A 23,493-nucleotide genomic window follows, 5' to 3' on the forward strand; every position below is an offset into this window, starting at 1 on the left:
GTACCGGCGACGTGGTTGACAGTGAGGGGACAGAGCGCCATGAGTGAGTTCATCGAGCCGCGCGGCGCGAGTCAGGCAGAGGCGGCTACCCGGGCGCTCAGCGAGGCCGCTGCGGAGGCCGGCCGGGCGCCGTCGATCTTCAACAGTCAGCCGTGGCATTGGCAGATCGCCGGCGACGTCGCCGAACTGCGCGCCGACCGCCAACGCCAGCTCCGCACGGTTGACCCCGACGGCCGGATGCTCACCGTCAGCTGCGGCGCGGCGCTGCACCACGCGCGGACCGCGCTGGCCGCCGCAGGATTCACCGCCGAGGTCGCCCGCCTACCCGAGGAAGGCGATCCGGACCTGCTCGCCCGGATCCGCCTGGTCGGTGCGCGGGCGCCGGAACGAGCAGTGCTGCGGCTGCGGCAGGCGATGGCGCTGCGCCACACCGACCGCCGCCCGTTCGACGACGGGGACGTGCCGCCGGCAGCGTCGGGCCGGCTGTGCGAGGCGGCCGGGGCACAGGGGGCCCGCCTGCGGCTGCTGGAACCGGACGAGGTGGCCACGTTGGCGCACGCCGCGGCCCGGGCCGGGTATGTCGAGTTCACCGATCCGCGGTACCGGGCCGAGCTGTCGGCCTGGACCGGGCGGACTCGCGGCACCCGGGACGGGATCGAACCGGCCACGGCTGCCCACCAGCTACCGCGGCCGGTGCCGATGCGAAACCTCGACCCTGTTGCCCTGCCGGACAAAACGGCGCACCACCTCGTCGACCGGCACGCGTGCTACGCCGTCCTGTACACCGATACGGACACACCCGCGGATTGGCTGGCGGCGGGGGAGGCGCTGTCGGCGGTCCTGCTTACTGCCACCGACGAATCGCTCGCGGCGTCGCCGATCAGCGACGTCATCGAGGTAGCGGCCACCCGGCGATTGCTGTACGACCTGTTCGGCGGAGCCGGCTACCCGATGATCGCGCTGCGACTTGGAGTTCCGTACGGAGACCCGCCTGCGACTTCCGCGCGGCGCATGGCTGATGAAGTGATCGACATAGCGGACGCTGCGAGGTGAGGGGCGATCCGCGCCAGATGCAGCATCCTGCTCCCGAACGTGCGAGGCGATTGGGACCGGGCGCTGCCGGAGCGCTGGGGACACGCTGGTGGAGGGCTTACTACCGGCTGCGGTGCCCGGGATCGCCGCCACCCGACTTGCCCAACCTGCGTGAGATTCGCGCGTGACCGGTGGTCGCTGCGGCGTGCAGATCGAGCAGGCCCCGTCGGCTGTGCTCAGCGCTCGGGGTGCTCCCGAGTGGAGCGTCGCCGTGGAGGGGTTCGATCCGCACCGGGAGCGGGTGCACGAATCGTTGCTGACGCTCGCCGACGGCCGACTGGGCACGCGGGGCAGCCCGCTGGTGGGTGATCGGGCCACGACGCCGGGCGTCTTCCTCGCCGGGTGCTACGTCGGTGAGGGGGCTGCCACCGAGCTCGCCCGGCTGCCGTCGTGGTCGCGGCTGGCGGGAGGGGAGGAGATTCGCCCACATCGCAGGACGCTCGACCTGCGCGCCGGCGTCCTGTACGAGGACGGGCCGCTCGCCTCGGTGCGATTTTCGTCGCTCGCCCGGCCCGGCACGGTCGCGATGCGCGTGTACGGAGATCCGGCGCTGCTGCCGCCAGGCGGTGAGACGACGGTACGCGGGCCGGTCAGCGTCGCGTTTCGCGACCGCCGTCACGGCACCGTCTTCGAGCGCATCGGCGCCTATGACCCGAACCCGGGTGTCGCCGAGGCGGCAGCGGCGGCCGCAGACGCGGTCGGGTTCGACCGTCTGCTGGGGGAGCACCGGGAGGCGTGGGCGCGGCGCTGGCAGGAGGCGGAGGTCGTCGTCGACGGGGACCCGGACCTGCAGTACGCGATCCGGTTCGCGCTGTTCCACCTGATGGCCTCCGTCGGCGGGCAGGGCGAGGCGGCGGTTGGCGCGCGCGGGTTGACCGGACCGGCGTACCGGGGGCATGTCTTCTGGGACAGCGACGTCTTCGTGCTGCCGTTCCTCGCCGCCACCCACCCCGGCTCCGCCCGGGCGATGCTGGAGTACCGGGCCCGTCGCCTGCCTGCGGCCGGTGCCCTGGCGCGCCGGCGGGGGCGGGCGGGCGCACGCTTTCCGTGGGAGTCCGCCGCCGACGGCGACGACGTCACCCCCACGTCGGCCCGCCTGCCGACCGGCGAGCTCATCAGCGTGCGGACGGGGGAGTGGGAGGAGCACATCGTCGCGGACGTCGCCTGGGCGACGGCCAGCTACCTCGACTGGACCGGCGATGCGGCCTTCGCCGCAGGCGCGGGGCGTGACCTGCTGGTCGAGACCGCCCGCTACTGGGCTTCCCGGGTGCGACTTGACCGGTACGGGCGTGCGCACATCGACACGGTGACCGGCCCTGACGAGTACCACGAACCGGTCGACGACAACGCGTACACCAACGTGATGGCGCGGTGGAACCTGCGACGGGCAGCGGCGCTGGACGGCATCGGCTCGACCGAACGGGCGGCCTGGCTCGCGCTCGCGGACGCGCTCGTCGACGGGTACGACGCACGGACCGGGGTGTACGAGCAGTCCACCGGCTTCTCCGGCCTGGAGCCGATCGTGATCGCCGAACTCACCGCCCGGCCGGTCGCCGCAGACCTGCTGCTCGGGACCGAACGGATCAAGCAGACGCAGATCCTCAAGCAGCCGGATGTTCTCATGCTGCACCACCTCGTCCCCGACCAGGTCGCGCCCGGCTCACTGCCTCCCAACCTGGACTTCTACGAACCGCGCACCGCGCACGGCAGTTCGCTGTCCCCGGCGGTCCACGCCGCGCTGCTGGCCCGCGTCGGTCGGTTCGACTCCGCGTTGGAATGGTTGCGGGTCGCCGCCCGCATCGACCTCGACGACCGCACCGGCACCACCGCCGGCGGCCTGCACCTGGCCACGATGGGCGGGCTCTGGCAGGCACTGGCCTTCGGATTCGCCGGCGTACGCCCGACGCAACGGCACCTCGTCGTCGATCCCCGCCTGCCGCCGCAGTGGAACGCCCTCGAGCTGGGTTTGCGCTATCAAGGACAGCCGTTCCGCCTGCGTGTCGAGCCAGGGGGCGTGGAGATCGACTCCGACGCGCTTCAGCTTCGGCAGGCAGGCGGCCGGTGGGAGGTATCACCGACATGAGACAGGTACTGGCGGCGCTCGACCGCAGCCCCGCGGCGAAGCCGGTGCTGGCCGCCGCCCGCGCTCTCGCCGCGCTCCTCGGCGCCGAGGTGACGGCGCTGCACGTCAAGGTCGACGGCACGGACGTGCCGCGCAGCTTGGTGACAGAAGCCGGCGTGCCACTGCGCGTCGTTGACGGGGACGTCGTCACAAGGATCGTCGAAGCGGCCAGCGTCGACGAGGTCGCCGCGCTCGTCATCGGGGCGCGCGCCATGCCGGCCGACCCGCAGCCACTGAGCCCCGTTGCCGTGGTCGTCGCGACGACTGTTGCGAAGCCGGTGCTCGTCGTCCCGCCGCAGGCGGATCCCCACGCCTCGTACAGCCGTGTGCTTGTTCCGCTCGAGGGCACCGCTGCGACATCGCTGGCACCACGGCCGTTGATCGAGCTCGCGATGGACGTAGGGCTCGACGTCGTCGTCCTGCACGTTCTCGGACCTGACACGATGCCGGCTTTCACCGACCAGCCCCAACACGAGTACGCCGTCTGGGGGAGCGAGTTCCTGGCCCGCCACTGTCCGTGGGGATCCGGTGCGGTCCGCCTGGAGACGCGCCTGGGCCGGAGTGAGGACCTGGTTCCGCTCGTCGCGCGCGAATCCGGCTGCGAGTTGATCGTGCTCGGCTGGTCACAGGAGTTCACCGCCGGCCGCGCTCGCGTTGTCCGCGCGACCCTTCAGCGGACCAACGTGCCGGTCATGCTCGTTTCGGTGCGCGCCTTGTCCACGCTTGCCGGAGCCGCCGGTTGATCACTGGGCCGCTACCCGTCGAACTCGATGGCGTCGATCACGCGAGGATTCTCCTGCCGGCCCTCTCTGTCCACCGCTGGGTTACGGCTGCGCGTGACGCGTTTTCGCCCCGCCCGACACCAGTCCTCAACATCCGCGCATGCCGTCTGAGCCCGTCGGCTGTGCGCTTTTGATGTGGTGAGTTGCGGGCCGTTGGTGGGCGGGAACCTCCCGGCAGGGATTCGGCTGGGGGTCAGCCATGCACGAGTACGCGCTGTGCGGCCTTGGCCGCCTGATAGGTCTTGAGCAGGTTCATCTTGTCGGTGTTGATGCTGGTCCAGTCGTCGGCGAGGACGCCGCCGGTGTCGCCGGAGTCGGGGTTCCAGCACCAGTAGGTGTAGCTGATGTGGTTGTCCTTGAGATATTTCACGAGGGTGCGCTGCCAGACGCCTTCCTTGTCGGTGCCGACGGATCGGCCGCCGAACTCGCCGAGCAGTACCGGTGCGCGGTTTTCCTTGGCGAGGTAGCCCCAGAGGGTGTCCCACAGGCCCGGCAGGTTGGCGGGGAAGGGGGGGGTCGTTGAACCAGCGCTGGTTGTAGACGTTCGGGCTGTAGTCGTGGGCGGAGTACACGAGTTTGGACGGATCGGACAGCCGGACCGGGTTGTCGCGGGCACCCATCAGGTTTCCGCCCCACCAGTAGTAGACGTTCTGGTACTTCTCGATGCCCTCGACGACGATGAGCCAGCCGGGGTTGACCGCGAGAATGGCGTTGCCGGCGCGTTCGGCGGCGAGCCGCCAGTCGGTGGCCTGGTTGCCGTCGCCCCAGGTGGCCTCGCCGTGCGGTTCGTTGTGCAGGTCGGCGCCGATGACCAGCGGGTTGTCGCGGTAACGCTGGGCCAGGTCGGTCCAGTCCTTGATCCAGGCGGCTTCGCTGACGTGGTCGGTGTACCAGAGGTTGCTCTGTCCGGCGGAGGTGGGCCGGTGTCGGTCGAGGATGACCATCATGCCGCGGTCGGTGGCACCGGCCACGACCTTGTCCATGATCTGCGGGCCGGTCAGCCCGGCCAGGTCGGGGTTCTTGTGCGGGATCAGTTGCCGTCAGGGCTGGGATCGGTTTGTTCGGGCGCGAGGACTTGTACTGGCGTGGATCGGTTGGCGTTGGCGCCGTCGCCGAGTTGGCCCTCGCTATTGAAGCCCAGGTGCGCTCGGTGCCGTCGAACAGCACTGCGAGGCTGTGCGGGTTGCCCGCGGCGATGGACTTGACGCCGGTGAGGAATTGGGTGCATGGCGCGGAGGCACCGGCGGCGCAGACCTGTACCGGGATGGGGCTGTTGGTGGTCGTGCCATTGCCCAACTGGCCGGCGTCGTTGAGCCCCCAGGTACGCACGGTGCCGTCGAACAGCAGCGCCAAGCTGTGCGTACCACCGGCGGTGATGGCCTTGACCCCGGTGAGGAACTGTGAGCAGGCCGCAACCTTGCCCCCGGCGGGTGCGCAGACCTGTACCGGGGTGGTGCTGTTGGTCGTGGTGTTGTTGCCGAGCTGACCAGCGATGTTGCCGCCCCAGGTGCGGACGGTGCCGTCGTCGAGCAACGCCAGACTGCGCACCCCGCCGCCGGCGGTGGTGACGACGTTGTCGAGACCAGCCATCCGGCCGGTGCCCGGGGTGGCCGGCCGCCGACCGGCGCGGGCTTCTCAGGCGGAGTCGACGAGCAGTCGCTGGATCGTCGGTGCGCAGAGGGCTATGAGGACATCGCGATCGAGGGCGGCGATCGGGCCGACCCGCACCACGTATCGGGCGATCGCGACGCCGAGCAAGTGGGCGCCGGCGAGGGCGGCGCGGGCCTCGCCGTCCGGCCGGTGCAGGTGCGGCGCGATCTCGGCGAGGAATCGCGCGTTGAGCATGGCCTGTAGGCGGTCGGCGGCCCGGTCGGAGGAGATGGCCGAGCGCACGACGGCCAGCAGGGGCTCGGCGGTCGCGGGGTCTTCCCAGAGGCGCAGGTAGGCATCCACCAGCCGCTCGCCGATGCCGTCCGGATCGCCGGCGAGGGCCTTGGCCATTTGCTGGGTGAATGCCGGCGGGATCTGCAGGGCCGCCTCGAACAGGTTGTCCTTGCTGCCGTAGAAGTGACGGATCAGGCCGGTGTCGACTCCCGCGGCCGCCGCGATCACCCGTAGCGACGCTCCGTCGTAGCCCTTGCTGGCGAACTGCTCCCGTGCGGCGGCAAGGATCGCGGCCCGCGTACCGCTCTCGCCCGTACGCCGGCCGACGGCGCGCCGGCTCCCGGATTCCACGGCCGAGGATTTTACCAGCACGGCGGCCTGATTCAACGACAGTTGACTTCTACAGTCGTAGAATTTACTCTCGAAGATGAACTCCTCAGGTGTGGAATTCTTCGTGGTTACTCGGGAGGGGCATAGTCATGACATCACCGGACAACGACGGTGACGCGGTCATCGAGGTGCGAGGGCTGGTCAAGTCGTTCGGTCAGTTCCGGGCTCTGGACGGCCTGGACCTGACGGTCGCCCGGGGCGAGGTGCACGGCTTCCTCGGTCCGAACGGCGCCGGCAAGTCCACCACCATCCGGGTGCTGCTCGGCCTGCTCAAGGCCGACGCCGGCCGGGTGCGACTGCTCGGCGGCGACCCGTGGCGCGACGTCGTCAGCTTGCACCGCCGTCTCGCGTACGTGCCCGGCGACGTGACGCTGTGGCCGGGCATGACCGGCGGTGAGGCGATCGACCTGCTCGGCAAGCTGCGCGGCGGCCTGGACGAGGCCCGCCGTAAGGAGCTGCTGGAGCGTTTCGAACTCGACCCGACCAAGCGCGGCCGACAGTACTCCAAGGGCAACCGGCAGAAGGTCGCGCTGGTCGCGGCGCTCGCCTCCGATGTCGACCTGCTCATCCTCGACGAGCCCACCTCGGGCCTGGACCCGCTGATGGAGGCGATCTTCCAGGAGGAGATTGCCAAGGAGAAGGCGAAGGGCCGCAGCGTCCTGCTGTCCAGCCACATCCTGTCCGAGGCCGAAGCCCTCGCGGACCGGATCAGCATCATCCGCGCCGGCAAGGTCGTCGAGACCGGCACCCTGAATCAGCTGCGGCAGCGTACCCGCACCACCGTCCATGCGGTCTTCGCCGACCCGCCGGACAACCTGGACGACCTGTCCTCCGTCCATGACGCTGAGTTCAAGGACGGCCGGTTCACCGGCACCGTCGACAACGCGGAGCTCAGCACGGCGATGGCCGAGCTGAGCCGGTACCCGCTGACCTCGCTGACCGTGGCGCCGCCGTCGCTGGAGGAGTTGTTCCTGCGCCAATACGGCACCGACGCCGGCGTCGAGTCGGCCCGCTGGGGCACCGGCGGCGCGGCATGAACCAGACCCTGACCGGCGCCCGTCCGCTGCTGCGCGCCGCCCTCAAACAAGACGCCCGCAATATCGGCCCCTGGATCGCGCTGATCACCGCGCTGTCCGCCTCGTCCGTGCTGGCCTACGACTGGGTGTTTCCCGACCTGGCCAGCCGTCGGGAGCTGTCGGCCACGCTCGGTTCGAACCCCGCTTTGAGCCTGATCTTCGGCCCGGCCCGGGACCTGCTCACCGCCGACGGGTTCAACGCCTGGCGGGCCGGCGCGCTGGGCACGTTCTTCGCCGCCCTGATGGCGATATTCATCGTGGTCCGCAACAGCCGCGCCGACGAGGACTCCGGTCAGGCCGAACTGCTGGCCTCCGGTGTCATGGGCCGCCAGACCCGGCTGGCCGTCGCCATGCTCATGGCGGCGATGGCCTCGGTGGCGCTCGGCGTCTTCTCCTGGCTGATCACCGTCGCGTTCGGCGGGGGTTGGCTGAACTCGCTGGCGCTGTCGGCGACCTTCACGGCCTCCGGACTGATGTTCGCAGGCCTCGCCGGCATCGCGGCGCAGATCGGCTCGGACGCCCGCGCCGCCAACAGCATCGCCGTCGCCACCCTCGGCACCGTGTACGTGGTGCGCGGTTACCTCGACGCCAGCGAGGCGTCCGCGTCAACCGCGTGGCTCACCCCGTTCGGCTGGCTCGAACAGGTGCGCCCCGCCACCGGCAACAACGGCTGGCCGCTGCTGCTGGCGCTCGGTCTAGCCGTCGCGCTCGTCGCAACGGCGATGACGTTGTCCGCCCACCGGGACTTCGGCCAGGGCATGATCGCTGCCCGGCGCGGCCCGGCCCGCGGTGGCATGGTCGCCTCCGTCTGGGGTCTGGCGCTGCGCATCAACCGCAGCTCGCTGATCTCCTGGCTCGTCGCGTTCGCCGGCCTCGGCGCGGTCTTCGGATTCTTGGCCACCTCCGTCAGCGACGTCTTCGCCAACAACCCCACCATGGGCGGCCTGATCGCCGCCGGCGCCACCACCGAGGCCGGACTCGTCTTCTCGTTCCTGGTCACGATCCTGCAACTGGTCGGGATCATCGCCGCGGTCTTCGGCGTCCAGATCGTCCTGCGCGTCTACGCCGAAGAGATCGACTACCGGGTCGAACCGCTGCTGGGCGCCGCGCTGAGCCGCCCGAAGTATCTGGCCAGCAACGCGATCATCGCATTCGCCGGCCCCGCGGTCGCGCTGCTGGTCAGCGGCACCGTCATCGGCGTCGTCGCCGCGAGCGCCGAACCGGGCATCGCGGTCGGTGACGTCGTCCTGCAGGCGCTGGCGACCATTCCCGCGGTGTGGACGCTGGTCGCGCTCGCCCTTGCCACGGTCGGCGCCAACCCTCGCGTACGGCTGGCCGGCTGGCTCGGCGTGGTCGCGACGTTCGTGCTGACCCTGCTCGGGCCGCTGTTCAAGCTGTGGGACTGGATCCTGGGCATCAGCCCGCTGTGGCACGTCCCCAACGTCACCGCCACCAACCCGGACTGGTCCGGCCTGGGCTGGGTGAGCCTCGTGGCCGTCTTCCTGACCATCGTCGCCTTCGCCGGTTTCCGCCGCCGCGACGTCATCTGACGAAGGGACAATGACCTTGGCACGACGCAGCGGACGCCGTCCGGGCGCAACCGACACCCGCGAGGCGATCCTCGCCGCCGCCCGCGACGCCTTCGCCGACAAGGGCTACGACGGCGCCTCGATCCGTACGATCGCCACCGGTGCCGGGGTCGACCCGGCACTGGTGCACCACTACTTCGGCACCAAGGACAAACTGTTCCTGGCCAGCATGCACGTCCCGTTCGACCCCGACGATCTGGTGCCGGAGCTGCTGGCCGCGCCTCGCGACCAGACCGGCGACCGTGTGGTCCACCTCGTGCTCAGACTCTGGGACTCCGCCTCCGGAGCCTCAGCGTTGGCTCTGTTGCGTTCCAGCATGACCAACGAGTGGACCGCCCGGCTCATGCGCGAGTTCGTCTTCACCCGGATTCTGCAACGCGTGATCACCGGGCTGGACCTCGACGAGGAAGAGGCGCCGCTGCGCACCGCGTTCGTGGTCTCGCAGATCGTCGGTCTTGTAATGGCCCGCTACGTGCTCAAGCTCGAGCCGATCGCCTCCGCGAGCGCCGAGCAGGTCGTCGCCGTCGCAGGTCCGACCGTGCAGCGCTACCTCACCGGGGAGCTGCCCGCCGAGCTAGCGCCGGACCCGGCGCCGGCACATGGTCAGCGCCGCCGCGCTCGCACCGGCCGGAGCACTGAGTGACGACCGCCCGGGAAGCTGAGGTCATACCGGTGTCCCGCAGCCCCCGTGCGCGTCCGTGGATCCGCCGCAGCCTGGTGGCGGCGGTGCTCGGACTGTTCACGGTCGAGCTCATCATCGGCTGGCCGTCGCTGTCCTCGGCGCTGTCGCAGCTGAGCGCCCCGGATCCGTACTGGCTCACCACGGCCGTGGCAGCGGAACTGATCGCCATGGGAGCCTACGCGCGGATGCAGCGCAGCCTGCTGCTCTCGGCCGGACTGCGGGTGCCGATCTACCGGCACGTCGCCCTCGCCTACGCCGCTCATTCGCTCAGCGTCACGCTGCCCGGCGGCCCGGCGTTCTCCACCCGCTTCAACTACCAGCAGATGCGCCGCTTCGGCGCCAGCCCGGCCGTCGCCTCGTGGTGCATCGCCCTGTCCGGCATCCTGTCCGCCACGGCACTCGCCGTCGTCACCGCCGTCAGCGCACTGGCCTCGCACGGCACCGCGCAGTGGTACAGCCTCGGCGGCCTGGCCGTCCTCATCGCACTGATCACCCTGGGGATCCGGCAGATCACCCGCCGACCCCAGCTGCTGGAACCGGCGATCCGCGGCGTCCTGGCCACCGTCAACCGGATACGGCACCGGCCGGCCGGCGACGGAGTCGAGCAGGTACGCGGCTTCATCACGCAGCTGAACGCGGCCCGCCTGACCCCGCGACACGGCGCGGCGGCGGCCGCCTTCGCCGTCCTGAACTGGGTGGTCGACGCCGGCTGCCTGTGGATGTGTTTCCACGCGGTCAGCGACGGCTCGATCAACGGCATCCAGCTGCTGCTGGCGTTCTGCGCGGGCATGGCCGCCGGAACCCTGACCATCATCCCGGGCGGACTCGGGATCATCGACAGCGCGCTGATCCTCGGCCTGGTCACCGGCGGGGTCGACACTGCCACCGCCATCGCCACGGTGGTCCTCTACCGCCTGATCAGCTTCTGCTTCATCATCGGCCTCGGCTGGCTGACCTGGCTCGTCATCCGCAGTCGCCACCGCGAGGCCATGACCGCCGTACCGCGACAGCGGCCACGCACTTCATGCTCCGGCCGGTCATGAGCGATCTGCCCACCCTCGAGGTTCCCGACACCGTCGACGTCTGCCGATCGTCCGCGGAGACGTTCCTGCGCACCGTCGCCATCTGACGAAAGGGCACCACCCCATGTCCGACGAGAAGGCCATCTTCGTCAAGAACAACCCCTACGACGAGAGCAAGGAGAAAGGCCGGTTCAGCCGATTCGATCCCGGCACGCGAACCCTTCCGAAGGGCTGGCGGTACGGCAAGCCCTACGCGCCGCTGACCACCGACATCGTCTTCGAGAAGGACATCGCGGTCGAGCTCCGCGACGGCGTCACCATCTACGTCGACGTCTTTCGCCCGGCCGGCGCCACCGACATCCCGGTCATCATCGCCTGGAGCCCGTACGGCAAAAGCCGCGGCGCGATCCCGTCCGTCACGGCCGTGCGTAAGCGGCTCGGCATCGACCAGAGCAAGCTGTCCGGCCTGATGAAATTCGAGGCACCCGATCCCGGCTACTGGTGCGCGCAGGGCTACGCCGTCTGCAACCCCGACGCCCGCGGAGCGTTCAACTCCGAAGGCGACACCTACGTATTCGGCCGGAAAGAAGGCCAGGACGCTTACGACCTGGTCGAGTGGCTCGCCGAACAGGACTGGTGCAGCGGCAAGGTCGCCATGAGCGGCAACTCCTACCTCGCCGTCTCACAGTGGTTCACCGCCGCAGAACAGCCCCCGCACCTCGCCGCGATCGCACCGTGGGAAGGCTTCTCCGACCTCTACCGCGACATCGTCCTGCGCGGCGGAATCCCCGACTTCGGCGTCGTCGAGCAGCTACGTGCCCTGAACAACATCGGCAACAACAACGTCGAAGACGTCGTCGCGGCGGCCGCCAAATACCCGCTGATGAACGACTACTGGGAGACGAAGATCCCCCGCCTCGACACCATCACCATCCCCGCGTACGTGGTCGCCAGCTACACCAACACCTTCCACACCCAGGGCACGTTCCGCGCATGGCGGCTGCTCGCGTCCGAGCATAAATGGCTGCGCATCCACAACGGCATGGAATGGCCCGACTACTACAGCGAAGACAGCATGCGCGACCTCACCACGTTCTTCGACCACTACCTCAAAGGCGCCGACAACGACTGGCCACACACCCCGCGCGTGCGTTACTCCCTGCTCGACCTGCACGGGCACGACGTCGTCAACCGCCCCAGCGAACAGTTCCCGCCGAAAGGCACGAACAACGTCCGCTACTACCTGGACAGCACCTCGGCAAGCATGTCGACCAGCAGCGTTCCCGATGAGTCCCAATCCAGCTACCCCGGGGACGACAAGTCCGGGCGCGCCGAGTTCACCGTTGCCTTCGACCGCGAGACCGAGCTCGCCGGATACCCGAAGGTCAAACTCTGGGTCGAGGCCGACGGCGCCGACGACATGGACCTCTTCCTGGTCCTGCAAAAGCTGGACGCCCACGGCAAGCCGATCGAGGTCCTCAACGTCGACACGAAGAGCCTGGTGATCCGCCTGATGACCCGGCACAGCGCCTCGATCCTGAAATACCGGGGAGCCAACGGCCGGCTGCGGGTATCCCTGCGGCACCTCGACGAACAGGCCTCCACCGAGGAACTGCCCGTCCACACCTTCGACCGCTCCGAGCCGCTGCAACCAGGCCAGATCGTGCCGATCGAGATCCCGCTCTACCCGATCGGCCTGATCATGCACCCCGGTGAGCAACTCCGCCTCGTGATCGCCGGCCACAACCTGATCGGCACCGGCATGCCCCGCATGAGCGACGCACACGCGAACAACCACGGCCGACACATCATCCACACCGGCGGCCGGCACGACTCCCACCTGCTGCTGCCGATCCTGACCTAGCAGCCGCAGCCCCTTCTCCCACCCCCGATCAGCTAGTGCCGTGACCGGATAGGTCCACCGTGTTGGGGGCCCGGCACGGCATTAGATTGGACCTTCCAGACCACGACGCGGCTCGTGTCGAGCCGCGCGCCGCCCCGTGTCAGTGCCATCCGTTACGGTCCCCGAATGATCGAACTGGACTCCCTTCTCGCCACCCGCGACGCCTACGACGCCGTCGCCACGCTGTACGCGCAGCATTTCGCCGACACCCTGCGCGAACGGTCACTGGAGCGGGCACTGCTCGCCGCGTTCGCCGAGTCGGTGCGTGCTGGGGGCGGGGGCGAGGTTGCAGACCTGGGGTGCGGGCCGGGGCATATCACCGCTCATCTGCGGGGGTTGGGGCTACGTGCCTTCGGCGTCGATGCCTCGCCGGCGATGATTGAGCTGGCCCGGAAGGCCAACCCGGATCTACGGTTCGAGGTGGGCTCGATGGCGGCGCTCGACATCGCGGACGGCGCGCTGCGCGGCGTGCTCTCGCGGTCCTCGATCATCCACACCCCGCCGAAGGACCTCCCGGCCGTGATCGCGGAGTTCGCCCGGGTCCTGGCCCCCGGCGGCCAGCTGCTGACCAGCTGCTTCGCCACCGACGACCCCACGATCCCGACACAGTCCTTCGACCACTCGGTGGTGACCGCCTATCGCTGGTCACCCGACCACTTGGCGGGGCTGCTGCGCGACGTCAACGTCAGCGAGGTCGCCCGGGTGCTGTGCCAACCGAGGCCCACCGACAAGCGGCAATTTCAGGAGTTGCAGTTGCTTGCCGCCAAGAACTAGTGCTCTGAGCAGTAGGGTCGCCGAGTTGGTGTTCCCGGCGGTTGGATGTGCGGTGTCGTCCGATCCGACTGCTGGGGGTGTGGTGGCTGAGCCAGTCCGTGTGCGCAGGTTGACCGACCAGGAGGGGCAAGAACTGCTGCGGATCGTGCGCCGGGGCACCACCAGCTCGGTGCGGTTCCGGCGCGCGATGATGCTACTGGCCTGGGCCGGCGGAAACCGCGTTCCGGTGATCGCGAAGCTGGTCCAGGCCGACGAGGACACCGTCCGGGATGTGATCCACCGGTTCAACGAGACCGGCTTGGCCGCCTTGGACCCTCGGTGGGCGGGATGGCCGTCCCCGCCTGCTCAGGCCTGACGACGAGGAATTCGTCGTCCAGACGGCCACCACCCGCCCGACCAAGCTCGGCGAGCCCTTCACCCGCTGGTCGATCCGGAAGCTCTCTGTCTACCTGCGCAAGGTGCACGGCCATGTGATCCGGATCGGCCGTGAGGCGTTACGGTGCCTGCCCGCCGCGGCATCATCTTCCAGCGCACCAAGACGTGGAAGGAGTCTCCAGACCCGGATCGCGACGCCAAGCTCGACCGCATCGAGCACGTGCTGGAGCGATTCCCGGAGCGCGTATTCGCGTTCGACGAGTTCGGCCCGCTCGGCATCCACCCCACCGGCGGGTCGTGCTGGGCCGAGCAGGGCCGGCCCGAGCGGCATCCCGCGATCTATCACCGCACCCACGGCGTCAGGTACTTCCACGGCTGCTACTCCGTCGGCGACGACACCCTGTGGGGCGTCAACCGGCGCAACAAGGGCGCCGCGAACACTCTGGCCGCGCTCAGGTCGATCCGCCCGGACGGCGCCCCGATCTACGTCATCGTGGACAACCTGTCCACTCACAAGGGCGAGCAGATCCGGCGCTGGGCGAGGAAGAACCGGGTCGAGCTGTGCTTCACCCCGACCTATGCGTCCTGGGCCAACCCGATCGAGGCCCATTTCGGCCCGCTGCGGCAGTTCACCATTGCCAACTCCCACCACCGCAACCACACCGTCCAGACCCGGGCCCTGCACGCCTACCTGCGCTGGCGCAACACCAACGTCCGGCACCCCGACGTCCTCGCCGCCCAGCGGAAGGAACGTGCTCGTATCCACAGCGAGAAGGGCGTCCGCTGGGGCGGACGACCGCTCGCCGCGTGATCAGTCGCTGACGTTCAACCTCGCATCCCGCTGCCCGCGCCCGTGATCTCGCCGTCGGGGCCGAACGCGGCATCCAGCGCTTCCTCGACCTCATCCCGGTCGATGGGCAGACCGGCAAAGACGATCTCAACGAACACCGCGTTCCTCCTCTGTGACCCGGCGAACCATACCGGTCACGGCACTAGAGAAGCAGGAGCTGTCAGCCGCTTGCGGTGATCCCGTGGTGCTCCGGTGGCGCTCGGATGTTCCGGACCGGACGAGCACGAACGGAACTACATCAGCACAGCGGCCCCCGGCGCTCGTCGATTCGTCGCCACGCGCGGAGTGCACGGGGCGGACCAGGGCAAACCAAAAACGCCCTCCGAATGGGCGGAGGGCAACTATTACGCACCGTGCCGGAAATAGTCGAGTGCCTACTTCATCCCGGGCATCCGCTCCGAGGCCGAGATGTGGGAGGTCGGGCTGTGACAGCCCGACTTCTACACCGAGATCGTCCCCATCGATTCAGGCGTCGCGATCGACGCGACCATCGAGCTGGTCACCCGGCGCGGCGTGCTCGCCGGACCGACCAGCGGCGGTCGAACGCACCGTCCCGTTCGGCTTCTACACCCAAAGCATCGTCATCGTCTGGTACCCCCTCGCCGGCCACCACCCCGACGTCATCCGCGACCAGCGGAATCATGCGCCCTGGTACACCACCAAGCAATGCCCGTCCTACCTCGACATGATCGTCAAACTCCGCCGGGTCCTCATCGCCGCCCAATATCAACCCGAAGTACCCGGCCAGCCCAGCCATCAGGAAATCCGAGCCGTACATCTGGCCTGGGCCAACGCATCCGCATAGCCGCGAAACCCGAAAGGCGCGGTAAAGATGTTTGCAGGCAGTTTACCCGGAGAGCGGTCCGGACTGGCCGGCAGGCGCCGCACTTGATCGGGCGTGGTAACAGACGTGGTAACAGCGAAGATCAAGAAGTGGCGAACGCGATGGCACAGGGTAGGCGTTGAAGAGTTGAACGCTGTCGTTCTGTCTGCTGCTGTGTACCTATTAACACTGTCCAACATGGCGTAGCAGAATCGTTACTGTATGCCAAGGGGCTCACGACCGGGGAGATCGCGGCGCACTTCGCCGAGATCTACGGCGCGTCGGTGTCGAAGGAGACGATCTCTCGGATCACCGACAAGGTCATCGACGAGATGCAGGAGTGGACCCACCGGCCCCTCGACGAGATCTACGCAGCCGTGTTCATCGACGCCATCGTGGTCAAGGTCCGTGACGGGCAGGTGGCCAACCGGCCGTTCTACGCCGCGATCGGGGTCAGCCTCGACGGCGACAGGGACATCCTGGGGCTGTGGGCCGGCACCGGCGGGGAGGGCGCCAAGTTCTGGATGAGCGTGCTGACCGACCTGCGCAACCGCGGTGTCAAGGACGTGTTCTTCTGCGTCTGCGACGGTCTCAAGGGCCTGCCTGAGGTGGTCACCAACGTGTGGCCGCAGACCGTGGTGCAGACGTGCATCATCCACTTGATCCGCAACACGTTCCGGCTGACCTCGCGCCGGTACTGGGACGAGCTGAAACGCGACGTCAAGCCGATCTACACCGCGGTCAACGCCGACGCCGCCAGGGCCGCGTTCGACGACCTCGCCGACAAGTTGGGCAGCCGTTATCCGGCGGTGGTCCGGTTGTGGGACAACGCCTGGTCGGAGTTCATCCCGTTCCTGGCCTACGACGTGGAGATCCGCAAGGTCATCTGTTCGACCAACGCGATCGAGTCGTTGAACGCCCGCTACCGGCGGGCGGTCAAGGCTCGCGGCCACTTCCCCAACGAGCAGGCCGCGTTAAAGTGCCTCTATCTCGTGACCCGGTCCCTGGACCCGACCGGGACCGGCCGGACCCGATGGACGATGCGTTGGAAACCCGCGTTGAACGCGTTCGCCATCACCTTCAGCGACCGCTTCCCGGCCGCCGAAACGTACTAACAGGACCGCCGGAAACACCGTTCGCGAGATAGTCTCTGCTGATATGCCGAGCGTCCACGGATCCGGTTGTTGGGTTTGCGCTTCCCGGATGGCAAACGGAATTGTCCGTAGTTGAAGCCAGAAGCGGTGGAAGCGGTATTGCTGAACGCTGTTCGTCGATATGTGGGCATCAGCTGATACTGAAGATTACGGATCTCCGATCGCCTTGTCGTGCAATGTGGATACTTCTATGTTTGGCCCATTCACGATCCACCGGTCACGGGGAGGGGTTCATGGTGGGTTTCGCCCACGTTCACACTCGGGTAACGCGCAGACGCCTGGCGGTGCTGTCGCTGCTGGCCGTCGTTGCCACCGGCGTGTCCGTACCGACGGCTACACGGTCCGCTGCGGCCAGCGCGCCGCTGCTGACCAGGGAGCAGATCTCGGAGCTTCCCGTCGACGCCCAGAACGCGATTCTCAATCCGCTCCGCGTCGCTGCCTCGTCGCTCGACGCCGTGGGCCGCAACGCCATGGCGGACATCTACGCGGGCGTCGGGCTGGACCCCGTCCACCGCACCGTCGACCTCTACCTGACCAAGCCGGACCGCAGCGCCGAGTTCGTTCGAACCGCGGCCGGCCAGCGGCCGTTCGACACCGCGGTGGTGCGCGTGCACCCCGCGACGTATACCCGCGCTGCTCTGCACGCCGCCCGGGATCGGGTGATCGCCCAGGCCCCGCAGTCGAACATCTCCGTGAGCTCCGCAGCGGTGCCGCCGGACGGCTCCGGGCTGGACGTGGGCGTCGCCCCGAAGCCTGCGGCAGGCGTCATGACGGCAGCCGCGGATCCGGCTTCTCAACTGAGCAGCATCGCCAGAGTGGCCGTCACGGTGAAGACCGAGCCGGTCGCCACCAGCCAGAGCCGCTACGCCGACTTCGCGCCGTACTACTCCGGCGGCTACATCACCACGTCCGTGGGCGCCGCCTGCACCACCGGCTTGACGACCCACAACTCCAACACGACCTACTTGTTCACCGCGGCGCACTGCGCCCGCACCGGCGTCAACATCTACAACGGCAACGGCAACTTCGAGGGCCAGGTCATCAACTGGAGTGAGCAGTGGGACGCCGCGCTCATCGACGCCCGCAGTGATCAGTACGAGTTCGACAGCGGCCCGAGCGCCTACGACCCACGCCGAGTGGCCGGGAACGCGTACTCCTACTACAACGACAGCGTCTGCCAGGACGGATACACCTCCGGCATCATCTGCGGCATCACCGTGATCATCCCGGACATCGTGGTCAACCACTGCGGCGGACCGTACCCGTGCATGAGCTCGCGGGGCGTCGTTGGCCAGACGGGCAACAACACCGGCACCGCCGTCCGGTCGGGCGACAGCGGCGGACTGGTGTTCTGCGTCTGCAGCGGCAGCAGCGGTCCGCGCCAGGCGCGCGGCATGGTGTCCTCGAACTACCAGGTCAACTCCCGGGTGTTCTGGACCGAGGCGCCGGACATCCTCAGCGCGTTCGGGCAATCCATGTACTAGACCGAGCTCACCCGGCCACCATGGGCGGGGAGGGGCGACGGGGCCATCAACGTCGCCCCTCCCCGCTGACGGACAAGGAGGAGCACAATGCGGACACCCACGCTGACCGCCCTTGTTCTCGTCCTCTCCGCCCTATCGACCGTCGCCTGCCAGAACTGCAACCCAGTCGGCGCGGCTTCCGGAGTCGAGGTCCGCCTCGCGCAGATCGTGGCAAACCACGGCGCGGTCAAGGTCCACGCGTGCTACGGCCGCGTCTGCGTCGACGCGGACGAGGCAGGAAACGCCACGAGTGGAGGCAGCCCCGCGGTACTCATCCCGCTGCCCCAGTCGCCCGGGCCGGCCCAGACCCTCAGTGTGAAAGCCATCGACTCCACGACAGGACAGGTGCTCGTCGACGCCAACGCACCGCTTGACATACCGGTCCGAAAGACCGGCCCCGGTGGCTGCTCCGTCGACTCGCGGTTCATCGCCGTCACAGTGACCGGGGACGGCAAGCTTCAGCAGGTGCGGTAGCGGCGGACAATCGAGCCGCGCAGACTGGGAACGAAGCGGTGCGGCAACCCGTCTGAGAACCACGATAATCGCTTGTAGGGGGTAGTGACCATGAGCGGCACCTGGGCGGGCCGGCTGGCGGTCCTCGCGGCGATCAGCGGGCTGGCACTCGCCGCCTGCGGCGGCCGTAACGACCACACCACAGCCACGGATCAGACGCCTCACGGCGGTACGGCCAGTGTCGATTGCCACGCCCTAGCGGCGCCGGCGGCCAGCGCCCCGACGGACCCGCAGGCTACCGCCAGTACCCAGTCCGGGCGGCTCGGACCGGCCGCTCAGGCCGTCGGCGCGCTCGGCCGCGGCCAATTCAAGAGCTCCTACACCGGGCTTGCCGTTGACCCCGCCCGTGACGCGCTCGTCGTCTACCGCATGCCGGAACCGGCGTTCGACGCGGCCGCGCGACAGTCCGCCGGCGACGTCCAAGTGGTCTTCTGCGACACCACCCGGACCAAGATGGAACTCGATCCGCTGGCCGGGCAGATAGCGTCCGACAACAGCCAGGGGCAGCATGGCTTCACGGTGTACGCGGTAGTGGTCACTCCGGACGGCTACCTCACGGTCGGCGCAGACAAGCCGGACATCGCCCGTCCGTACCTTCAGAGCACCTACGGTCCGGCCGTCGGTGAGGTCGTCCAAGGGCAGCCGTCGACGAACCAGTGACGGCGTGTAGCCGATTTCTCGGCTACACCGGCTCTCCTTGACCGTGCCCCGGTATGGGCTGGGTGCTTGTTCGCCGTCCGGCCGCCAGCCGACCGTGCGGCTGGTCTTCTGCCGGTTCCGACCCAGGCCCGGGTCCCGTCCCCGTACCGGGGTCGGGGGTGTGGGTGGCCGTCGGCTCTTTCCCGCTGCCTGCGGGTGCAGACGTTCGTACGCTCGTCAGGCGGTCGCACGTAGCGGCGGTGAGGTGTGCTGGTCGGGCCAGCGGGCGAGGTTGACCGCGGCGTTGGCGTTGCGCTTGCCGAAAATCTCGTCCGCGCAGGTCAGGCAGCGCGCTCGTACTCGTGGACGATGCCGCCGAGGCGATCACATCTTCGGATGTCCAGGCGGGCCAGCTTGTCCGGGTCGGCAATCGGTGCGGCAGCGGGTACAGCGGGCGTGGGTTCGCGATGCCCTGGTGTAGGCGGTGCCAGTTGTAGAACTGTTCGAACTTGTTGGGTGTCAAAACGGTGTCGCTGGGGTTGACCTGGGTAGATGCAGACGCGCCGTGCTGGCCTCAGACACGATCGTGGTTGTGCTACTACGCCTGCTCTACCTCGTGTTCTGCCGCATCGCCGAATGGCTGACCCTGCTCGGTCAGACCAGTGCGGCCAAGGACGTAGAGATCCTCGTCCTACGCCATGAGAACGCGATCCTGCGCCGGCAGAACCCGAAACCGCGGCTGGACTGGGCCGACCGCGCTGCCCTCGCCGCCCTGATCAGGCTCCTGCCCCGGGCGTTGAAGGCGCATCGGCTCGTCACCCCAGCCACAGTCATGCGCTGGCATCGACGACTGGTCGCCCAGCAGTGGGCCTTCTCGAACCGGCCGGGACGCCCACCGGTCGTCCCGGCCGTCGCCGCCCTGATTGAGCAGATGGCCCGGTCACCGGGTCAGTGCATCCACCATCCGCCGGATCCTCACACGCTGTGGCATCCCGCCAACGTCGGTGCGCCGCGACCACACCACCTGGCGAAAATTCCTGTCCACCCAGGCATCGACCATGCTGGCCTGCGACTTGTTCCATGTCGACTGCGCGCTTACCCTCAAGCGCCTGTACGTCTTCTTCGTCATCGAAGTCGGCAGCCGCTACGTCCACATCCTCGGCATCACCAGCAACCCCGACGGGCCGTGGACCACTAAGCAAGCCAGGAATCTGCTCATGGACCTCGGTGAACGGGCCGAGCAGTTCAAGGTCCTGATCCGTGACCGGGCCGGACAGTTCACCACCGCCTTCGACACCGTGCTGCCCGACGCCGGCATCACCATCTGCAAGATCCCACCGCGCAGCCCGCGAGCCAACGCCTACGCCGAAAGGTTCGTCCTCGCCGCCCGCACCGAGGTCACTGACCGCATGCTCATCTTCGGAGAACGGCACCTACGCCGCACACTCGCCGAATACGCCCGTCACTACAACGGGCGGCGGCCCCACCGAGCGCTGCAGCTGCGGCCCCCACGCTCCGACCGGTCCGTCGTTGACCTCACCCACGAGCGGATCAGACGCAGGCCCGTCCTCGGTGGGCTGATCACCGAGTACGAACGGGCTGCATAGAAACCCAGCTCAGACACCGACGACAGGGTATTGAAACCCCACAACCTATACCGAGGTCAAGCCGGGGATCGACCTGGTGGTGGGGGCGACCCGCACAGGGTTCGAGCAGCACTTCGTGGTCAAGAACAAGGCCGCTGTGGCGCAGGTGTCGAGCCTGAACCTGCCGGTGCGCTCGCTCGGGTTGACCGTATCGAATACACCTGAGGGCGGCCTGACGGCCATCGACCGTGCCGGCAAGACGGTAGCCAAGTCGGCGGCGCCGGTGATGTGGGACGCCACGGTGGCACCCAATTCCGCAGAGCATCTGCGCCAGAAGGTCGTGGGACTCAAAGCGGTATGGGCCATCCTCGACCGTGCCGGGATTGATCCCGCCCCGAAGCCGGCGGACCAACAACACAGATTCAACACGTCCGTCAACCCGGCAACGCAACAGCACCGCTCGAACAGCGCAGCGGCCCGCCTGCTCAGGCACCGGTAGAACTCCCGCCGAAACGCCGACAGGCCCCGAGCACGCCAACCGGCCCCGCATCATGCACACCGATCACCGCAGCCCTTGTTTGATCTGGATTCCTTCGCAAGAACCATGATCACGCAAGGGCTGCGCTGATGATCGGCCAGGGTCACATCGACGGACCCGACAGGTTAAACGAAAAGCTAAGTGGCGCGGGTGGGTCCGCGGTCAGGCTGCGTACTTCTCCATCAGCGCGCCGACGGCCGGCAGCGCCGCCTCGACATGCTTGCCCGCGCCGCCGCGTACCGCGTTGTACGCCTTCACGATCGAGCCGCGCTGGGACCACTGCGCCATATCGTCGGTCACTGCGAGCACGGACTCCGACACCTCCTCGCTCCGCTTGACGAGGTAGTCGCCAAACTGCCCACCCCCGGCCGCGCGGAAGTCCGCCCAGAAGGGCTGGAGCCGGTGCAGCAGGTTCGGCACCATGCTCTCGACCGTGGACTGGTAATAGCCGGGCGCGAAGGTGGTCACCGCCTTGTAGGCGACCTTGAGAGCGCTGGCAGACACGCCGGACTTGGCGGAAAGCTCCTGCTCGACCAGCACCCGACAGTCGGCGGCAATCTGCTGCTGGGCGCCGTCCGAGAGCAGAATGTCGGGAAGGGCAGAATACATAGTTATTACGCTCCTAATCCTGCGTCAACGCGTCGACTAGTTATACCGGATTACGGTCTGTGACCACGATCTTGTGGAGTGTGCGTACACACGCTACAGTCCTACGCAGACAGTGATGGCGTTGCGCCCGCCGAAAATCTCGTCCGTGCAGGTCATCCCTGAAGGATCTTCCTGTTTCGACTTCCTGTTTCGACGAGCGGACAACGCAAGCACCGCCGGGTAAGTGGGGACACGCGCTGCGCTTGCCGCAGGTGTGGCGGCGGACGACCCGGGTGTGCACCGGCCCGAAGGACGGGGCGGTGAGGGTGACGAACACCGTCGGGTGGGTGGCCACGGTCTCCGGCACGCCGTTGCCGCTCACCAGCAGACTGCGCACGATCTGGTAGGCGTCGCGCTGATAGCGGGCCGAGCACGACGGGCAGACCGAGGCCGCCGGTTGTCGCACGCCTTGTAGATCACCCCGTCGGGCATGCTCGCGGTGTCGACGTTCGACAGCAGCCGCCCGGTGCCTGTGGGGTGTCAAAACCCTGGCATCGTGGGTGACCTGCAGGTCTATGCAGCTCGTTCGTACTCGGTGATCAGCCCGCCGAGGACTGATCGACGCCTGATTCGCTCGTGGGTGAGGTCGACGGCGGGACGGTCGGACCGCGGGGGCCGCAGGCCCAGGGCCCGGTGAGGGCGGTGCCTGTTGCAGTGGTGGGCGTACCCGTCGAGGGTTCGGCGGAGATGTTGCTCGCCGAGGATGAGCATGCGGTCGGTGACCTCGGTGCGGGCGGTGAGTACGAACCGTTCGGCGTACGCGTTGGCGCGCGGGCTGCGCGGCGGGATCTTGCAGACGGTGATGCCGGCGTCGGCGAGGACGGCGTCGAAGGCGGCGGTGAACTGCCCGGCCCGATCTCGGATGAGGAATCTGAACTGGTTGGCGCGGTCGCCGAGGTCCGTGACCAGGTTGCGGGCGGCCTGGGTGGTCCAGACCCCGTCCGGGTTGGCGGTGACGCCGAGGATGTGGACGTAGCGGCTGCCGACCTCCATGACGAAGAAGACGTACAAGCGTGTGAGGGTGAGCGCGCAGTCGACGTGGAAGAGGTCGCAGGCGAGCACGGTCGATGCCTGGGCGGAGAGGAACTTCCGCCAGGTGGTGTGGTCGCGGCGCACCGACGCTGGCGGTATGCCGCGCTGCTTGAGGATCCGGCGGATCGTGGACACACTCACGCGGTGACCGAGGCCGATCAGCTCGCCTTGAATTCTCTGGTAGCCCCAGCCGGGGTTGTCCCGGGCCATCTGTTCAATGAGGGCGGTGATGGCCGGGTCGATCGGTGGCCGGCCAGACCGGTGCGGGTATGCCCAGTGGCGGGCGACCAGTCGCCGATGCCAGCGCATGACTGTGGCTGGGGTGACGAGCCGATGCGCTCGCAAGGTGCGAGGTAGGAGCCTGATCAAGGCCGCGTCCACGGTGATGGTGTAAGAGACGATCACCGAGAAGATCCGGGTTGATGTTATGCGGCGATCTCCGCTGTTGGGGAGTTGTCGTCGGGTTCGGCTTCGCCGTCGATGACGGTCAGCCGGG

General features: G+C 68.3%; 20 protein-coding genes and 4 pseudogenes. 16 read left to right on the forward strand and 8 right to left on the reverse strand.

What is annotated here, in order from left to right; translation table 11 throughout:
- Window positions 1-39: 39 nt before the first annotated feature.
- The 3 genes from ACNTMW_RS24985 to ACNTMW_RS24995 all read left to right on the forward strand — a co-directional run bounded on the left by ACNTMW_RS24985 (window position 40) and on the right by ACNTMW_RS24995 (window position 3,957).
- Entirely contained in the window at window positions 40-1,053 is a 1,014-nt protein-coding gene (locus tag ACNTMW_RS24985) for an Acg family FMN-binding oxidoreductase (protein ID WP_426636217.1), read from the forward strand.
- Between the two features lie 163 nt (window positions 1,054-1,216).
- Entirely contained in the window at window positions 1,217-3,175 is a 1,959-nt protein-coding gene (locus ACNTMW_RS24990; protein ID WP_426636218.1) for a glycosyl hydrolase family 65 domain-containing protein, read from the forward strand.
- Window positions 3,154-3,957: a universal stress protein gene (locus tag ACNTMW_RS24995; protein ID WP_426636219.1), complete on the forward strand. Its 804-nt coding sequence runs from the start codon at window positions 3,154-3,156 to the stop codon at window positions 3,955-3,957. The genes ACNTMW_RS24990 and ACNTMW_RS24995 overlap by 22 nt, the downstream gene beginning before the upstream one ends.
- An 11-nt stretch (window positions 3,958-3,968) precedes the next feature.
- Here ACNTMW_RS24995 and ACNTMW_RS25000 read toward each other — a convergent pair whose 3' ends face one another.
- From ACNTMW_RS25000 to ACNTMW_RS25010, 3 genes and pseudogenes are all read right to left on the reverse strand, one after another.
- A complete protein-coding gene (locus tag ACNTMW_RS25000) occupies window positions 3,969-5,030 on the reverse strand; it encodes a glycoside hydrolase family 5 protein (RefSeq protein ID WP_426636244.1) in 1,062 nt (353 codons plus the stop codon).
- Between the two features lie 190 nt (window positions 5,031-5,220).
- Window positions 5,221-5,586 (reverse strand): annotated as a pseudogene (locus ACNTMW_RS25005) (hypothetical protein); the annotation flags it as partial.
- A gap of 45 nt (window positions 5,587-5,631) precedes the next feature.
- Window positions 5,632-6,231 (reverse strand): TetR/AcrR family transcriptional regulator, encoded by a 600-nt coding sequence (locus ACNTMW_RS25010; RefSeq protein WP_426636220.1) that lies wholly within the window; start codon window positions 6,229-6,231, stop codon window positions 5,632-5,634.
- Window positions 6,232-6,359: 128 nt separating this feature from the next.
- On the opposite strand from ACNTMW_RS25010, the gene ACNTMW_RS25015 reads away from it, so the two are divergent.
- The 7 genes and pseudogenes from ACNTMW_RS25015 (at window position 6,360) to ACNTMW_RS25045 (ending at window position 14,502) form a co-directional block, all read left to right on the forward strand.
- Window positions 6,360-7,307: an ABC transporter ATP-binding protein gene (locus ACNTMW_RS25015; protein ID WP_426636221.1), complete on the forward strand. Its 948-nt coding sequence runs from the start codon at window positions 6,360-6,362 to the stop codon at window positions 7,305-7,307.
- Window positions 7,304-8,896 carry an ABC transporter permease gene (locus ACNTMW_RS25020; RefSeq protein ID WP_426636223.1) on the forward strand — a complete coding sequence of 531 codons (1,593 nt, stop codon included), beginning with the start codon at window positions 7,304-7,306 and terminating at the stop codon, window positions 8,894-8,896. Before ACNTMW_RS25015 ends, ACNTMW_RS25020 begins: the two co-directional genes overlap by 4 nt.
- A gap of 16 nt (window positions 8,897-8,912) precedes the next feature.
- Window positions 8,913-9,578, forward strand: coding sequence for a TetR/AcrR family transcriptional regulator (locus ACNTMW_RS25025; protein WP_426636245.1), 666 nt, complete (start codon window positions 8,913-8,915; stop codon window positions 9,576-9,578).
- Window positions 9,579-9,607: 29 nt separating this feature from the next.
- Window positions 9,608-10,660, forward strand: coding sequence for a lysylphosphatidylglycerol synthase transmembrane domain-containing protein (locus ACNTMW_RS25030; protein WP_426636225.1), 1,053 nt, complete (start codon window positions 9,608-9,610; stop codon window positions 10,658-10,660).
- A 103-nt stretch (window positions 10,661-10,763) separates the two neighbouring features.
- The gene (locus ACNTMW_RS25035; protein ID WP_426636226.1) at window positions 10,764-12,503 is read left to right on the forward strand and encodes a CocE/NonD family hydrolase; all 1,740 of its coding nucleotides are present in this window, start codon (window positions 10,764-10,766) and stop codon (window positions 12,501-12,503) included.
- Window positions 12,504-12,668: 165 nt separating this feature from the next.
- Window positions 12,669-13,316 (forward strand): class I SAM-dependent methyltransferase, encoded by a 648-nt coding sequence (locus ACNTMW_RS25040; protein WP_426636227.1) that lies wholly within the window; start codon window positions 12,669-12,671, stop codon window positions 13,314-13,316.
- An 82-nt stretch (window positions 13,317-13,398) separates the two neighbouring features.
- Window positions 13,399-14,502 (forward strand): annotated as a pseudogene (locus ACNTMW_RS25045) (IS630 family transposase).
- Window positions 14,503-14,516: 14 nt separating this feature from the next.
- Here ACNTMW_RS25045 and ACNTMW_RS25050 read toward each other — a convergent pair.
- A complete protein-coding gene (locus ACNTMW_RS25050; RefSeq protein ID WP_426636229.1) occupies window positions 14,517-14,639 on the reverse strand; it encodes a hypothetical protein in 123 nt (40 codons plus the stop codon).
- Between the two features lie 401 nt (window positions 14,640-15,040).
- Window positions 15,041-15,319, reverse strand: coding sequence for a hypothetical protein (locus tag ACNTMW_RS25055; RefSeq protein ID WP_426636231.1), 279 nt, complete (start codon window positions 15,317-15,319; stop codon window positions 15,041-15,043).
- A gap of 263 nt (window positions 15,320-15,582) precedes the next feature.
- On the opposite strand from ACNTMW_RS25055, the pseudogene ACNTMW_RS25060 reads away from it, so the two are divergent.
- From ACNTMW_RS25060 to ACNTMW_RS25085, 6 genes and pseudogenes are all read left to right on the forward strand, one after another.
- Window positions 15,583-16,479, forward strand: a pseudogene (locus ACNTMW_RS25060) (IS256 family transposase); the annotation flags it as partial.
- A 272-nt stretch (window positions 16,480-16,751) separates the two neighbouring features.
- Window positions 16,752-18,002, forward strand: coding sequence for a chymotrypsin family serine protease (locus tag ACNTMW_RS25065; protein ID WP_426636232.1), 1,251 nt, complete (start codon window positions 16,752-16,754; stop codon window positions 18,000-18,002).
- 87 nt (window positions 18,003-18,089) lie between these two features.
- Complete coding sequence (locus ACNTMW_RS25070; protein ID WP_426636233.1) at window positions 18,090-18,515, forward strand: hypothetical protein; 426 nt, start codon at window positions 18,090-18,092, stop codon at window positions 18,513-18,515.
- A 90-nt stretch (window positions 18,516-18,605) separates the two neighbouring features.
- A complete protein-coding gene (locus tag ACNTMW_RS25075) occupies window positions 18,606-19,214 on the forward strand; it encodes a hypothetical protein (RefSeq protein WP_426636234.1) in 609 nt (202 codons plus the stop codon).
- A gap of 983 nt (window positions 19,215-20,197) precedes the next feature.
- Window positions 20,198-20,800 (forward strand): integrase core domain-containing protein, encoded by a 603-nt coding sequence (locus tag ACNTMW_RS25080; protein WP_426636235.1) that lies wholly within the window; start codon window positions 20,198-20,200, stop codon window positions 20,798-20,800.
- A gap of 76 nt (window positions 20,801-20,876) precedes the next feature.
- Window positions 20,877-21,278 (forward strand): hypothetical protein, encoded by a 402-nt coding sequence (locus ACNTMW_RS25085; protein WP_426636236.1) that lies wholly within the window; start codon window positions 20,877-20,879, stop codon window positions 21,276-21,278.
- Window positions 21,279-21,479: 201 nt separating this feature from the next.
- Here ACNTMW_RS25085 and ACNTMW_RS25090 read toward each other — a convergent pair whose 3' ends face one another.
- The 3 genes and pseudogenes from ACNTMW_RS25090 to ACNTMW_RS25100 all read right to left on the reverse strand — a co-directional run bounded on the left by ACNTMW_RS25090 (window position 21,480) and on the right by ACNTMW_RS25100 (window position 23,306).
- Window positions 21,480-21,926 (reverse strand): DUF6918 family protein, encoded by a 447-nt coding sequence (locus ACNTMW_RS25090; RefSeq protein WP_426636237.1) that lies wholly within the window; start codon window positions 21,924-21,926, stop codon window positions 21,480-21,482.
- Window positions 21,927-22,143: 217 nt separating this feature from the next.
- A pseudogene (locus ACNTMW_RS25095) lies at window positions 22,144-22,406 on the reverse strand (replication initiator); the annotation flags it as partial.
- A 72-nt stretch (window positions 22,407-22,478) separates the two neighbouring features.
- On the reverse strand, window positions 22,479-23,306 hold the full coding sequence (locus ACNTMW_RS25100) for an integrase core domain-containing protein (RefSeq protein ID WP_426636239.1): 828 nt from the start codon (window positions 23,304-23,306) through the stop codon (window positions 22,479-22,481).
- Window positions 23,307-23,493 lie beyond the last annotated feature (187 nt).

Origin of the sequence: Planosporangium spinosum, from assembly GCF_049999945.1 — a bacterium.
Taxonomy (GTDB): Bacteria; Actinomycetota; Actinomycetes; order Mycobacteriales; family Micromonosporaceae; genus Planosporangium; species Planosporangium spinosum.